Raw genomic sequence first — 13,903 nt, forward strand, 5'->3', positions numbered from 1 at the left:
TGCCCGGAGCTTTGCCGAAGTTCGGCGTCGACGAAGTTCTGCCCCGGGATGCGGCGGTTGTGCGGGCGGGCTTTGAGGTTTGGTTAGTCTACTAAATTGGTATATATTTGAGCGTCAGACAAACATGAAGATGTTGGTATTTACCAGCCAAAACCAAACAACATGCAAAGCTTCCGAACTGAATTGGAGAACCCCGTCGTTGAAAGGGATATCATTGAATTAGAGAAAAAGATCCGCCTGTATCGCGAAGGAAATATCCCGGAGGAAAAGTTCCGGAGCCTGCGGCTGGCCCGGGGGATCTATGGGCAACGGCAGCCGGGCGTTCAGATGGTGCGCATCAAGCTGCCGTATGGAAAGATGACGCTTGAACAATGGAAGCGTATCGCAGACGTTTCCGACGAATACTCCACCGGCAATCTTCATTTAACGACACGCCAGGATATTCAAATACATTTTGTCAGTCTGGATAGGACACCCGAGATGTGGGCCCGGCTTGATCTCGATGATATAACGATCAGGGAGGCCTGTGGCAATACCGTCCGGAATATAACGGCCTCCGACCTGGCGGGTATCGATGCGGACGAACCATTCGATGTTATCCCTTATGCAGATGCTGCCTTCCGCTATTTTCTCCGCAACCCTATCTGCCAGGACATGGGGCGGAAATTCAAGATCGCCTTTTCGAGTAGTGATGCAGACACCGCCTGGTCGTTTATGCACGATCTGGGCGTAATACCAAAGGTGCGCTTGGAAAATGGCCTTGAGGTGCGGGGGTTCAAGGTATTGGTCGGCGGTGGACTGGGGGCGCAGCCATTCCTGGCGCATGTAGCCTTCGATTTCCTGGAGGAAGATGAACTGATCCCCTATATAGAAAGCGTATTGCGCGTGTTCGACCGTTATGGCGAACGTAGCAGCCGCCACAAGGCACGGATCAAATTCCTGATCCAGAAAATAGGGCTTGAGGAATTCACGCGGCTCGTAAAAGAGGAACGGGCAGCCTTGAAAGCGAAATCGTTGAAGGTAGACACGTCGGTTGGCGAAGTCCTTGCACTGCCTGTTCGGGGCGCGGCCATTCCGGAGTATCATCTGGCCCACCCTGAGAAGTATGCCGTATGGAAGCAGACAAATGTATTTGAACAGAAACAGAAGGGTTATTTCGCGGCTTATATCCGGGTGCCGTTGGGCAATATTGGCTCGGGCGTTTCGCGGCAACTGATCGAAGCGCTGCGACCCGTGATAGCCAACGATGTAAGGGTGACGGCGAACCAGGGCCTACAGCTGCGCTATATCCTGGCTGAAGACTTGCCATATGTGTTCAGCGTGCTCGAAACGGCGGGTTTCTCCGACCCGGGATTCGACAGCATCGCTGATATAACGGCGTGTCCGGGGACGGATACCTGTAACCTGGGTATATCCAGCAGCACCGGGATTGCCGCTGCGTTGGAGCAGGTGATAGCGGAGGAGTTTCCCGAACTGATATATAACAAAGACATCCGGATCAAGATCAGCGGTTGTATGAATTCCTGCGGGCAGCATGGCGTGGCGACGATCGGCTTCCACGGAAGCTCGCTGAAGCACCAGGGTAAGGTAGTGCCGGCGCTGCAGGTGCTGCTGGGCGGCGGCATCCTGGGCGATGGAAAAGGCCGGATCGCGGATAAGGTGATCAAGGTGCCCAGCAGACGCGGGCCAGACGTAGTTCGAGCCCTGCTGGCCGACTACAACACCAACCGCGGGGAGGGGGAGCGCTTTAATGATTACTATACCCGGCGAGAAGAAAAATACTTTTACGAGCTTTTGAAACCGATCGCCGATCTGGCAACATTACAACCGAAAGATTATATCGATTGGGGGCAACAGGAGAGGTTTGAAACCGCTATCGGCGTGGGCGAATGCGCCGGCGTGGTAATTGATCTGGTGGCAACGTTGCTGTTGGAGGGGAAAGAACGACTGGAATGGAGCCGGATGGCGCTCGATGACGGGGAGTATGCTGACGGCATCTATCATGCGTATTCATCTTTCGTGCAAACAGCAAAGGCGTTGTTGCTGCGGGAGGGCGTCCAGTGCAACACCCAGGATGGCATCCTGAAAGATTTTCACAAGTACTTTATAGCCGAAGGCAAATGGCCGGGCAGCGACAATTGGCCGGGTAAGGACAGCTTCCGGGACGCCGTGCTGCGAATCAACCAGAACACGCCTGCTGAGCCTTTTGCGGAGCAGTACTATGCAGAAGCCCTTGCCTTTCACCAGCAGGCGGGGGCCTATCCCCGCTCGATAAGCCAATAAGCCGAATTGTCCTGGGTATTGGTATTGCTGGTGATCATGACGTTTCCATTCTGGTAAACGAGTGAGGCATTGTTGGCTGAATTCCTTATGCAGTACATAGTGGAGCCGTACGACCAGTCCTGGTTGTCCTGGTTGTATGCGACGCAGGCGACGTGGCCGTTTTGCGCATTCAGGTGGGTGCCGGTTGACGCGTTGCGGAGCCGGACGACGGAGGGGCCGTTGAGAGTGGTGTATTTGCGGGTGATGGCACATGTTAGCCGCCGGCTTCGCAGCGGGGCGCTTTGGCCGGGCGGCGGAGGAAAAGGCGCCGGGGGAAGCCGTTGAGCTTGCGCGGGGATTGTACCAGGACGATGCCGAGCAGTACGAGGACGAGCGCCAACAGCTGGGGGATGCCGATGGTTTCGCCGGCGAGGAGCCAGCCGGCGATGACGGCGACGACGGGGTTGACATAGGTATGTGTGCTGACGATGGCGGGGGGCTGGACTTTCATGAGCCACATAAAGGCGGTGAAGGCGATGAAGGTGCCGAAGATGACGAGATAGGCGAGGCCGATGTAGGCGGCGCCGGGTACGGCGCCGGGATGGAAGGTCTGCCACTGGCCACTCATGATGGCGATGAAGAGGCTGGCGGCCGCGGCGGCGAGGTGCTGGATGGCCATGCCTACGATGGGGGAGGTGGGGGCTGCTTCGGCGGGGGCCTGCGCGGCGGGGGCTGCTGCCACTTCGGGGGAGGCTGCGTTAGGGATCGAAGCGGATAGCCCGGAGCCCGAGCGGGTGACCGAGCCCGTAGGGCGAAGGTCGAGGGAGGGCGAGGACTTGAAGCGGAGAGCCCGACCCGAAGGGGAACGCCCTGGTTCGGATGCTTCGGATTCGACGGTTGTTGCGGATGCGGCGGGTGCGACGGTGGCTTTGCGTGCATAGAGGGTGCCTGCGACCCAGAACAGGGTGCTGATGAAGACGAGAATGGAGCCTTTGAGGACGTCGCTGCTTCCCGGGGCGTCGCTGCTGCCGGTGTAATGCGAGAACAAAAAGATGCCCGCGAAGCCGAGGGCGATGCCCAATAGCGTGGTGGCGTTGTAGGCCCGGCGGTTGGTGCGATCGGCAAATAAAAACAGGATAGGCTCGGTGGCGATGATGACGGCAGTGGCGCCGGAGTTGATGTATTGCTCACCCGTGACGACGAGACCCGTTCCACCAACGAGCATGAGCAGTCCGCTGATGGCGAAGATGCGGACGTTTTTGGCGCTGGGGAGGGCCAGTCCCTTGATGGCGATCAGGGCGAACAGTCCAACAGTGGCCAGGCCATAGCGGAGGGTCGAGAGGACGAAGGGTTTGAGCCCCAGCAGGCCAAAGCGCATGGCGAGATAGGTGGTGCCCCAGATGATGTAGACGGCCGTGAAGGCGAGGATGAGGAGGAGGCCCGAGGGGCGGGAGGTTGTGTTCTTCATAATCGTTCCAATTTTGATGATCGTGCCAATTATTGTAGCAAATTTACCCTGGGTTTGAGGTATATTTATAGTCCAGAAAGTATAAACCAGCTAGTCCAGGGCCGTGAAGGCCGGGCACATATCAATATGATCGTTATTCAAAATCTCGTGGTGATAGATAAGAGCCGTTCGGAACCAGTGTATCAACAGTTAGCCAATGGTATTGTGAGTCTTATACGGCAGGGCCATCTGAAGCCGGGGGCCGCATTGCCCAGCAGCCGCAAGTTGGCGGAGACTTTCGATATCCATCGCAAAACGGTGGTGGCGGCCTTTGACGAATTGCAGGCCCAGGGTTGGGCGGAATCGCTCCCGCGGCGGGGGCTGTTTGTCGCTACGCAGTTGCCGGTGATGCGGCCGCAGCGGTTGGCGGACGGCGGATCGGCCCGTGGCGCCGGGGACGCGCCTGCGGGGCTGGGGGCAGCGAGAAGCGGAGGGCCTGGTGCGGATGGGTCGGGGGCCGGTGCCGGTTCGCGGGGCGGTGTCGGAGCGGGGACCGGCGTTGGAGAGGACGGCGCGGGACCGGATGCGGGCTATGGAGTTGGGGTCGGGACGGGCATCAAGGGCAGCCTGATCGTTGCGCCGGCAAGGCCGGTAATGGTCTACCCTGCGAAAACGGATTTTCCGGTGGAGACTACGATATTCAAATACGATCGCCTTTTCGTACCAAAGACCGAAAGGCTTCACTTTTCGGAAGGTCTGCCCGATACGCGGCTGGCGCCGGTGGACATGCTCATCCGGGAATACCGCCGGTTTGGGAACTACCGCTTTACGGCGAGATTTCTAAGCTACGGTCCCGAACAGGGTTCGGTGAACCTGCGCAACGAGCTGGCGCGATTCCTGAATGTTACGCGGGGACTGACGGTGGCGCCGCCGAATATCCTCATCACAAAGGGGGCGCAGATGGGGATGTATTTGTTGAGCCAGCTGCTGGTGAAGAAGGGTGACGTGGTGGTTGTGAGCGAGCCGGGCTATGTGGGGGCTTCCGAGGTGTTTCGGGCGGCGGGTGCGGAGGTTTGCCCGTTGACTGTGGACGCAGACGGGTTGGACATCGATGCGGTGGAGAAGTTGTGCCGCCGCAAGAAGATCAGGATGGTCTATGTGATACCGCATCATCATATGCCTACTGCCGTGACGCTCTGCGCTGATAGAAGACAACAGTTGCTGGCGCTGGCAAAACGATATTCCTTCGCAATCCTCGAAGACGACTACGATTTCGATTTTCAATATGACACGAACCCCATCCTGCCGCTGGCGAGCATCGACACCTGCGGCAATGTGATCTATATCGGCAGTTTTTCCAAGACGATAGCGCCGGCGATCCGCATCGGGTTTTTGATTGCGCCGGTGAACCTGATCGAGCAGGCGACGCGGTTGCGCCGATTGGTCGACCGGCAGGGGGAGTTGCTGATGGAGGAGGCAATGGCCAACCTGTTGCGCAACGGGGATATCGACCGGCATTTGAAGAAGGCGAATAAGATCTACCACGAACGGCGCGACCGGTTGTGCGGGTTGTTGCGATCGGAGCTGGCGGGACGGGTGGAGTTTTGTGTGCCTAGTGGCGGGTTTGCTATCTGGACGAAGTTCAATGGGATGGAGGTGCGGGAGATTGCGGCGGCGGCGTCGCGGCAGGGGCTTAGTATGAGCAATGGGGAGGATTATTGGCACGGTCAGCTGCGGCGGGAGAATGCAGTACGGCTGGGTTTCGCCTCGATGAATGAGAAGGAGATGGTGGAGGCGGTGGGAATATTGAAACGGGTGATGAAGTAGGGGTGCGGTTTCGCCCGCCGCGGGTGCTTGAGGCTACGGCGGGTTTCCCGGAGTCGGGTGCCTGAGGCTACAGCGGGTGAGGGTGGGTGTTGGAGGCTGCGGGAGCCGGACTCGGGGCTGCTGATGGCGGAGGCTGCGGGTTTGCCGGCACCGCTTATTGTCCGCTGGCGGGTTTGGTGCCCGAGCCGCCCATGTCTTTGAGTTTGCGGATGCGGCCGTCCATCGTCATATATTCTCCTTCCTGGAGTTGCCGCTTGTGGCCGTCACGGTCGTCGATGCTGCCGTCGGGATGGATGGTGGTGCCGTTGACGAGGATGATATCCTGTTTTACATCTTGTTTTTTACCATTGACCATTTCGGAGAGTTTACCGCCTTTCATCATGATATAGACTCTGGGTGTGTTTTGGGCGGTGGTGGTGTTTGGGGCGGCCAAAAAGGTGAAGGTCGCCAGGGCAAGGAGAAGGGTGAGCTTGTACATGGTGGTGCTTTTAATGGCGTATATGCAAAAATTGCGCCGGATGAGGGGTCGCCGGGGGCAGGTTTTGAGGGGCGGGTGGAGCGGGCGGATATTTTTAGGGGGCGGGCATTTTTTGGGGCGGGGTGGATGCGAGGGTTTTTTGGGGACGGGGTGGGGGGCATAAGGGCTATTGTGATAAAATGCGGCGATATTTTCTTTTGACAGTGGTCGAGTTAGCGAAACAGTGGGTAACGTTTTTCAATTCTTCCTTTGTAAGCTCACCGATGATCTCATAATCTACACCTTCGATCTGATAATTCGCTTCCAGGACGCTTACTTCGAAGTCATTAAGCCAGTTTCCATACAGCATAGTGTGAAAAGGGAAAGCCCATCCCGATGTGGTGATTGGCCTGTGTGGTTCAAAAATATAGCAATTGATGCAGGCCTCCGGAATTTCAAGGCAACCATGGTTCAGGGACTGAGTGGAGGGAAGGTGGTTCACACTCGAAGGAAGGCTGGCCAGGATGGCATTATCACCGATAACTTTGAGAACTAAAAAATATTTTGGCTTTGGTTGACTGCCGTCTTTAAAATGAAAAGGATCGAAATAGATAAGTTTTCCGGGCGAGTACACGATCAGGATTTTAAGCTCTTGGAAAATGCTATGAACTCTTTATGATTCCTATAAAGCGCGAGTTTCTCTTCATCATCTTCGATGATCTCGTGAAGAGGAATTTCGATGTTGGTAGTCGTCATCTGCCCTTTTTCCAACAGATGGAGAACGTCATTCTTAAGTGCTGTCCTATACCATATGGAATCACTGCGATGGGTGAAATTGATCAATTCATTTGCTGTGCAATACAAGAATCGTTTGGATATCTCTTCCAGGAGTTCTACTTCCTTATCATTGAATTCGTCGTCTGAAAATTCCTTTTTTGCCTGAATATATACATTGCCGTTGACAACCTGTCGTGTAATATATGGAGCTAACAGGTCGGGCTCCTCGGAGAGTTCGACGAAGAGGTCCTTGGAAACCGGGCCAAGCTTCCATACGTCGAAACGCAGGTCGAAAAAAGGAATGCCATACTTCTTCACTGCGATCTCCTCGATGATGAAGACTAATTTGAGCAGATGGGTTTTTGAGACCGGTTCTCCCACCGACTGCATCTTTTCGCAGAGGTAGATCAAGGCGTTGCCTAGCTTGTCGATCTGGTTCTTCGTATAGATTTCGCCTGACTGCATGTCCTAAATTTAAAATAATATTGTAAAAGTAAGAAATTTAGCCGATTTTGCTATTGTTGTTAGCATTTCTGCCAAATTATAGGGCAAGGCGGAAGGCAGAGACTATTCGTATAACGGGAAGGGGTGCGGGTTGCGCGGAGAGCGGACGGGCAGTTTTTTGGGGTGGGGACGCGACGCATGCATTAATTTCTTAATTTATAGGTGGAACCGGGCTGAAAAATCCCCGGTCTTGTCGATATGGAAGCACCCTCTACCCAAACTGCGGCGGCTGAGTTATCTGCAGCAGCTGCCCCGACTGCGACTACAGCGGCTGCTCAACCTGCAGCGGCTGCTCAGAATGCGACTGCAACGGCTGCTCAGACTGCGGCTGCCCGGACTGCAGCGGCGGTTACCATCACCATCCGGCCTTTGCTCGAGGCGGATCTCGCGGAGGCGGATCGCATTATGCGGCTGGCCTTCGGCACTTTTTTGAAATTGCCGGACCCGATGACTTTTATGGGTGACGCCAATTACGTGCATACGCGGTGGCGAGCGGATCCCAGCGCGGCGTTTGCCGCTGAACGAGAGGGACAACTTGTGGGATCGGTGTTTGCGACATGCTGGGGGAGTGTGGGTTTTTTCGGTCCGCTAACGGTTCATCCGGATCTATGGGACAAGGGAGTGGCCTCGTTACTGCTGGCGCCGGTGATGGAATGCTTCGATCGCTGGAAGATCAGACATGCGGGGCTGGTGACGTTTGCGGAGAGTTCGAAGCATATGGGGCTATATCGGAAATTCGGGTTTTGGCCGCGGTTTCTCACCGGGCTTATGGGCAAGGAGGTAGGTCCGGCGGAGGATGCTGCGGGTGGAGGAACGGGGACGCGGGGAGGAATGGTAGTTGCGGGACCCTCGGCGGCGACCGGGGCGGAGGATGGTACGCGGGGTGAAGCGGCTGGCCGATCGATGGCGGGTGGAGGAACGGGGGCGCGGGGTGAAGGGCTTGGGCGGTCGGGAGTGCGGGGTGGAGGAAATGGGGTGCGTGGCGGGTGGACGCGGTTCTCAGATGTACCGGCGGGGGAGCGCGAGGCGATGTTATCGCTTTGCAGCGGGTTGACGGACAGCATCTATGAAGGGCTGGACCTGGAGCGCGAGATCCGGGCCGTGGCAGATCAGCGCTTAGGCGATACCGTGTTACTATGGGATGGCGACACCCTGGCGGGTTTGGCGGTGTGCCACTGCGGCGCTGGATCGGAAGCGGGTAGTGGAACCTGTTATATCAAGGCCGGCGGAGTGCGGCCGGGCGCCAATGCGGGGGCGGACTTCCGGCTGCTGCTGGGGGCGGTAGAAGAGCTGGCGGTGCAGGAGGGGCTGACGAAGGTTCTCGGCGGGGCGAATACGGGCCGCAAGGAAGCGTATGAGGCGATGGTCGAATGCGGCTATCGCACCAACCTGCACATGATCATTATGGAGAAGCCGAATGAGGCGGGGTATAACAATCCGGGGGTTTATTTTATCGATGATTGGCGGTAGGCCTGATGGTGCGGGTCGAGGGACGGCGAGAGGTCTATTCGATGGACGGTGAGGCGACCTTCTAAAAATTTATTTGTCTACTAATTTGGTAGACTAATAAATGTTTCTAATCTTTGTTGGGAATTAACTTATCATTATGCAACCGACGACTGCGAGGTATTCCGCTGCCAGGCGGGGTTATGAGGAATTGTATACGGTGATCTTGAAGAAGATTGCGTGTTGTTGCGGGTGTTAGATCTTGGCGCGGGCAGTTTTTCCATTCATTTATTGACAAAAAATTATTGCATGAAGCAACGGCATAGAAGCTATGTCTGGTACATGGTATTGTTTTTACTTTCTGTTGGGGGGATGGCACGGGGGCAAGCGGCGGGGCAAGGTCCGGCGGGTAAGGCGGATTCGAGCGAGGCGAGCGGGTTGCAAGGGCCTGCGGGGCCGACGAAGAATGTGGCGCTGGTGGGACGGGTGAGCGATGAGAAGACCGGCGACCCGCTGCCGGGGGCGGTTGTCCATATTAAAGGAACTACACATGAGGTGGCGACGGACAATAACGGGGAATTCCGGTTTATCACGGGTCAACGCATTCCGGTGACCTACATCGTAAGTTATGTAGGGTATAAGACCCGGGAGATTGTAGTCACAACATACGAACATGCGGAGCTGCGACTGACGGGTGGCAATGCGCAACTCAACGACGTGGTGGTTGTCGGCTATGGGGTCCAGCGACGCAGCGACGTCACCGGGGCCGTAGCCGGAGTTAGCAAAAGCGCCCTCAGCCAGCCCGCTGTTTCGTTCGACAACCTGCTGCAGGGGTCGGTGTCGGGTGTCGCAGTGACGCAGAACAGTTCGCAGCCCGGCAGTACGGCGGCGATCCGCGTGCGGGGGGGTAATTCGATATCGTTTGGTAACGATCCGCTATATGTGATCGACGGATTTATTGTTCAAAACAATAACAGCTTCACGAATTCCGGCGCGACGACGGGGGCGGGGGTGAGTGCGCTGGCGACCATCAATCCGAGTGATATCGAGTCGATAGAAATTCTGAAAGACGCGTCGGCTACCGCTATTTACGGCTCGCATGGGGCCAATGGGGTGGTGATCATTACGACGCGGCGGGGAAGGAAGGGTTCGGATGAGGTAAGCTACTCGGGTTATTACGGGACACAGTCGGCGGCAAAGAGGCTTTCGCTGCTGAATGCGTCGCAGTGGGGTTCGCTGGTGAATGACATTAATCTTAGCGATGGTGTGGCGAAGACGTATACCGATGCGCAATTGGCCGCGCTGGGCAAGGGGTCGGACTGGCAGCGTGCGGGTATCCGGGGTGGCGGGGGCGACAATGCCGGAGGCGGTGGTGCAGGGGGTGGCGGGATCGGCGGGGGCACTGGGATCGGTGGTGCAGGGGGTGGCGGGACCGGGATCGGCGGCGCAGGGGCTGCACCGATACAGAATCATGAGTTGTCGGTGTCGGGTGGCGACGATCGCAGCAAATATCTCCTTTCCGGTAACTATTTCGACCAGGACGGAATCTTGTACAACACGGGATTCAAGCGGTATTCGGGCCGGTTCAACTACGAACGGAATGTGTGGGAGGCGTTGAAGGTAAACCTGAATGTGTTTGGAAGTCATTCGACAGAGAATGCATTGGCTGGGGCGGCGTATGGGTCGATACAGGAGTCGAATGCCTGGGCGACGTTGTTGGAGACGGTGCCGGTGGTGGCGATAAAGAATGCCGACGGGAGTTACAACACTAACAATCCCTACCTGACGACGCCGACGAATCCATTGCAGGATATCCTCACCACCACCAATCAGAGCAATGTCAACCGGCTGCTGGCGAGTGCGGCGGCGGAATATAAGTTGTTGCCTGACCTGACGCTGAAGGTAAGTGGCGGGGTGGATCAGATAGGGACGAAACAGAATTATTATGCGCCGGCGACGACTTCCGGTGGCTATGCGGCGCAGGGCTATGCGAGCGTGGGGACGGTGACGGCTACTACGTGGCTGAACGAGAATACGGTGACCTGGACGCCGGTGATCGGGAATGCGCATTTCTTCAACGTGCTGGCGGGGTATACGACGCAGGTGGAGGATGACCAGGGGGCGATAGCTTCGGCGCAGAAGTTTCCGAACGATCTGACTTCCTTCAATAATCTCAGTTATGGCGCGACGCCGTTGTTGCCGGCTTCGAGTGTGCATCATAGTGTGATCAATTCCTGGCTTGGAAGGGTGTCGTACTCCTATCGTCATAAATACAATGTGACCTTGTCGGGCCGGGCGGATGGGTCGTCGGTGCTGGGAGCAAATCATAAGTGGGGATATTTTCCATCGATCGGGGTGAGCTGGAACGCTTCGTCAGAGGACTGGTTCAAGGATTGGGCTCCCGTTGTGAGTAATTTGAAATTGCGGCTCTCGGTGGGCCAGACGGGGAACTCCGGAGTACCGGCCTATAGCTCGCTCGCGGCGCTGGCGCCGACAAATTATTACTTCGGCGCTTCGCCTGGCCTGGTGACGGGGATCGCGCCGACGCAGATTGCCAATCCCGATTTGAAATGGGAGACGACGACACAGTATGATGCGGGGGTCGATCTCGGGATCTGGAAGGGGCGGGTGAGCTTTACTGCGGATGTGTACTATAAAAAAACGACTGATTTGTTGTTGTACGTTCCGCTGCCGCAATATTCCGGGTATCAGAGTGCACTGGAGAATGTGGGGAGTGTGGAGAACAAGGGCATCGAGTTTTCGCTGAATACGGATAATGTCCGGGGACGAAATTTTACGTGGAAGAGTTCGGTGACGTTCGGCGCGAATAGGAATAAGATCTTGAACCTGGGCCCGGGGGTTAATTATTATTATCCGCAGGCGCCGATAGGGCAGCAGTCGCCGGTGATCGTTGAGGTAGGCCTTCCCGTGGGGACGTTTTGGGGGTATTCGACGCGGGGACTGCTGACGGCGGACGATCTGGCGAAGGGCGTGCCGTTGCTAACCGGCGTTCCGCAACAGGTGGGGGATCAGCGATACGTAGCGCTGGCGGGACATTCGAGCGTGACGACGGCGGATAAGCATAACCTGGGGAACAGCCAGCCCTCGTTTACGTTTGGCGTGACGAATACGTTTGCGTATCGGGGTTTTGATCTGTCGGTGATAGTGGTGGGGTCGTATGGCAATAAGCTTTTCAACCAGTTGGAGCAGCAGTTGGAGAAGCCAACCCTTGCCTTGAATGCTTCGGCGGCGCTGGTGAACCGGTGGAGTGCGACCGATCCGGGTGGGACGTTGCCGCGGGCGACGAATTCTCCTGTTCCGCAAGTGATCGACCGGTTTATCGAGGATGCGTCGTATGCGCGGCTGAAAAATCTTTCTTTGGGGTATAGCTTTTCGAAGAAGACGATTGCGGGGATCAAGGCGACGCAGTTGCGGGTGTATGTGTCGGCGCAGAACTGGGTGACGCTGACTTCCTATCATGGGTATAACCCGGAGGCGAATTTCTTTGAGAATGATAATACCAAACATGGGATCGATTATGGCATCTATCCGGCGACGAGGACTTTCCTGGGCGGGGTGAATGTAACTTTTTAAATTTTCTGAGATGAAGACAGTGATGATAAATTATTTGGCTTTTGTTGGGGTTGTGGCGATGGTGGCTTGTAATAAGCTGGTGGAGGATCCGGGTGGGACGATCATGGCGGGGCAGTTCTATAAGACCCAGGCGGATGCGGTGGCCGCGGTGAATGCGGTGTATACGACGTTGAACAGCGATGCGACGGGGGATTTCCCGATGTATGGGCGGGAGTTGAACCTGATGACCGATAATGCTTCCGACAATCAGAATTTCTCACCGAGTAATACCAATCCGGACGTTAGGGCGATGAGTACAATCACTTATGTGGCGGCGAATGGGCGGATACTGAAGAATTGGCAGCAGCATTATTATGGGATCAACCGGGCGAATATTGCGATCGATGCGATCTCGGCGATGCCTGCGTCGGTGTTCGGGACGGCGGGATTGCAGGCGCGATTGGTGGGGGAGGCGAGGTTCGTTCGGGCGTTGTTGTATTTCAATTTGGTTCGGTTGTTTGGACCGGTGCCGTTGGTGTTGCATAATCCGTCGGGGGTGGATATTACGGCGATGCAGGTGGCGCGGAGCTCGCGGGATAGTGTGTATGCGCAGATCGTGACTGATCTGACGGCGGCTGTTGGGGCTTTGCCGGGGACGTATGGCGCTGCGGATGTTGGGCGGGCTAGTAGTGGGGCGGCGCATGCGCTGTTGGCAAAAGTGTATGTGACGCGGCGGGATTGGGCAGATGCTCGTGCAGAGCTGTTGAAAGTGCTCCCGGCAGGGACGTTTGCGGGGGCGACGGGCGGTTATGGGTATGCGTTGCTGCCGAATTTCCGGGATGTTTTTGCGAAGGCTACGAAGAATGGGGTGGAGCATATTTTCTCCGTCGAGTATGCGACGAATGGCGGGGAGACGGGCGCGACACAGTATTTGAGCCTGAGCTTTACTTCGTTCAACACGGGAACATATCCGATAGATATTCCTTCGGACAGCAGCGTGTCGCAGTTGTTTGCTGCTGGCGACACGCGAAAGGCGGTGACGTTTTATACGACGCAGTACAATGCTGCGACGGGGCAGATGGTGGTTTTCAGTAATCCCTATACGCCGTATTTCAACAAGTTTGTGGATTATACCATTTCGCCGCTGAATAATCAGTCGGTGAGCGGGGTGAATTTTCCCGTGGTTCGGTACGCGGATATTTTGCTGTTGTATGCGGAGACGTTGAATGAGCTTGCGGGTGGGCCTACGGCGGATGCGTATGCGGCGATTAACCTGGTGCGTTCGCGGGCGAATGTGGCGGGCCTGACGCCGGGGTTGGATGTTGCGGCGTTTCGGGATTCGGTGTTCCTCGAACGGCGGAAGGAGTTCGTCCAGGAGGGGCAGCGGTGGTTCGATCTGGTGCGGCGGGGTGGGGATTATTATGTTGCGGCGCAGCATAGGATTGCGCAGCATGCTGCGGCGAGTTTGACGGATACGTTGTATCCGATTCCGCAGACGGAGATTCAGCTTGATCCGCTGCTGACGCAGAATGGGGGTTGGTGAAATTTGTGGGGGTGCGTTAGGGATTGCAGCGAAAAGCCCGGAGCCCGAGCTGTTAAGCGAGGGCGAG

Annotated in this window: 9 protein-coding genes; 5 read left to right on the forward strand and 4 right to left on the reverse strand. The window is 56.5% G+C overall.

The features are described from left to right. The first annotated feature begins 162 nt into the window (after positions 1–162). Positions 163–2,283 (forward strand): ferredoxin-like domain-containing protein, encoded by a 2,121-nt coding sequence (locus tag IEY39_RS28290; RefSeq protein WP_188937988.1) that lies wholly within the window; start codon positions 163–165, stop codon positions 2,281–2,283. Between the two features lie 253 nt (positions 2,284–2,536). On the opposite strand, the gene IEY39_RS28295 is transcribed toward IEY39_RS28290, so the two are convergent. Further along, entirely contained in the window at positions 2,537–3,730 is a 1,194-nt protein-coding gene (locus IEY39_RS28295) for an EamA family transporter (protein ID WP_188937989.1), read from the reverse strand. A gap of 126 nt (positions 3,731–3,856) precedes the next feature. Between IEY39_RS28295 and IEY39_RS28300 the strand changes: the two genes are divergently transcribed. Further along, on the forward strand, positions 3,857–5,536 hold the full coding sequence (locus IEY39_RS28300) for an aminotransferase-like domain-containing protein (RefSeq protein WP_188937990.1): 1,680 nt from the start codon (positions 3,857–3,859) through the stop codon (positions 5,534–5,536). 154 nt (positions 5,537–5,690) lie between these two features. On the opposite strand, the gene IEY39_RS28305 is transcribed toward IEY39_RS28300, so the two are convergent. The 3 genes from IEY39_RS28305 to IEY39_RS28315 form a co-directional block, all read right to left on the reverse strand. Continuing rightward, positions 5,691–6,014: a DUF6799 domain-containing protein gene (locus IEY39_RS28305; RefSeq protein ID WP_188937992.1), complete on the reverse strand. Its 324-nt coding sequence runs from the start codon at positions 6,012–6,014 to the stop codon at positions 5,691–5,693. Between the two features lie 166 nt (positions 6,015–6,180). Next, the gene (locus IEY39_RS28310; protein ID WP_188937993.1) at positions 6,181–6,627 is read right to left on the reverse strand and encodes a hypothetical protein; all 447 of its coding nucleotides are present in this window, start codon (positions 6,625–6,627) and stop codon (positions 6,181–6,183) included. A 2-nt stretch (positions 6,628–6,629) separates the two neighbouring features. Next, positions 6,630–7,235 (reverse strand): Panacea domain-containing protein, encoded by a 606-nt coding sequence (locus IEY39_RS28315; protein ID WP_188937995.1) that lies wholly within the window; start codon positions 7,233–7,235, stop codon positions 6,630–6,632. A gap of 237 nt (positions 7,236–7,472) precedes the next feature. Between IEY39_RS28315 and IEY39_RS29995 the strand changes: the two genes are divergently transcribed. The 3 genes from IEY39_RS29995 to IEY39_RS28330 all read left to right on the forward strand — a co-directional run bounded on the left by IEY39_RS29995 (position 7,473) and on the right by IEY39_RS28330 (position 13,836). Continuing rightward, entirely contained in the window at positions 7,473–8,744 is a 1,272-nt protein-coding gene (locus IEY39_RS29995) for a GNAT family N-acetyltransferase (RefSeq protein ID WP_229689129.1), read from the forward strand. 285 nt (positions 8,745–9,029) lie between these two features. Then, the gene (locus IEY39_RS28325) at positions 9,030–12,314 is read left to right on the forward strand and encodes a SusC/RagA family TonB-linked outer membrane protein (RefSeq protein ID WP_188937997.1); all 3,285 of its coding nucleotides are present in this window, start codon (positions 9,030–9,032) and stop codon (positions 12,312–12,314) included. A 10-nt stretch (positions 12,315–12,324) separates the two neighbouring features. After that, positions 12,325–13,836 carry a RagB/SusD family nutrient uptake outer membrane protein gene (locus tag IEY39_RS28330; protein ID WP_188937998.1) on the forward strand — a complete coding sequence of 504 codons (1,512 nt, stop codon included), beginning with the start codon at positions 12,325–12,327 and terminating at the stop codon, positions 13,834–13,836. Positions 13,837–13,903 lie beyond the last annotated feature (67 nt).

Source organism: Puia dinghuensis (assembly GCF_014642875.1).
Lineage (GTDB): Bacteria > Bacteroidota > Bacteroidia > Chitinophagales > Chitinophagaceae > Puia > Puia dinghuensis.

Coding starts and splice junctions, on each gene's coding strand:
- IEY39_RS28290 (WP_188937988.1), top strand. CDS start 163: ATGCAAAGCTTCCGAACTGAATTGGAGAACCCCGTCGTTGAAAGGGAT.
- IEY39_RS28295 (WP_188937989.1), bottom strand. CDS start 3,730: ATGAAGAACACAACCTCCCGCCCCTCGGGCCTCCTCCTCATCCTCGCC.
- IEY39_RS28300 (WP_188937990.1), top strand. CDS start 3,857: ATGATCGTTATTCAAAATCTCGTGGTGATAGATAAGAGCCGTTCGGAA.
- IEY39_RS28305 (WP_188937992.1), bottom strand. CDS start 6,014: ATGTACAAGCTCACCCTTCTCCTTGCCCTGGCGACCTTCACCTTTTTG.
- IEY39_RS28315 (WP_188937995.1), bottom strand. CDS start 7,235: ATGCAGTCAGGCGAAATCTATACGAAGAACCAGATCGACAAGCTAGGC.
- IEY39_RS29995 (WP_229689129.1), top strand. CDS start 7,473: ATGGAAGCACCCTCTACCCAAACTGCGGCGGCTGAGTTATCTGCAGCA.
- IEY39_RS28325 (WP_188937997.1), top strand. CDS start 9,030: ATGAAGCAACGGCATAGAAGCTATGTCTGGTACATGGTATTGTTTTTA.
- IEY39_RS28330 (WP_188937998.1), top strand. CDS start 12,325: ATGAAGACAGTGATGATAAATTATTTGGCTTTTGTTGGGGTTGTGGCG.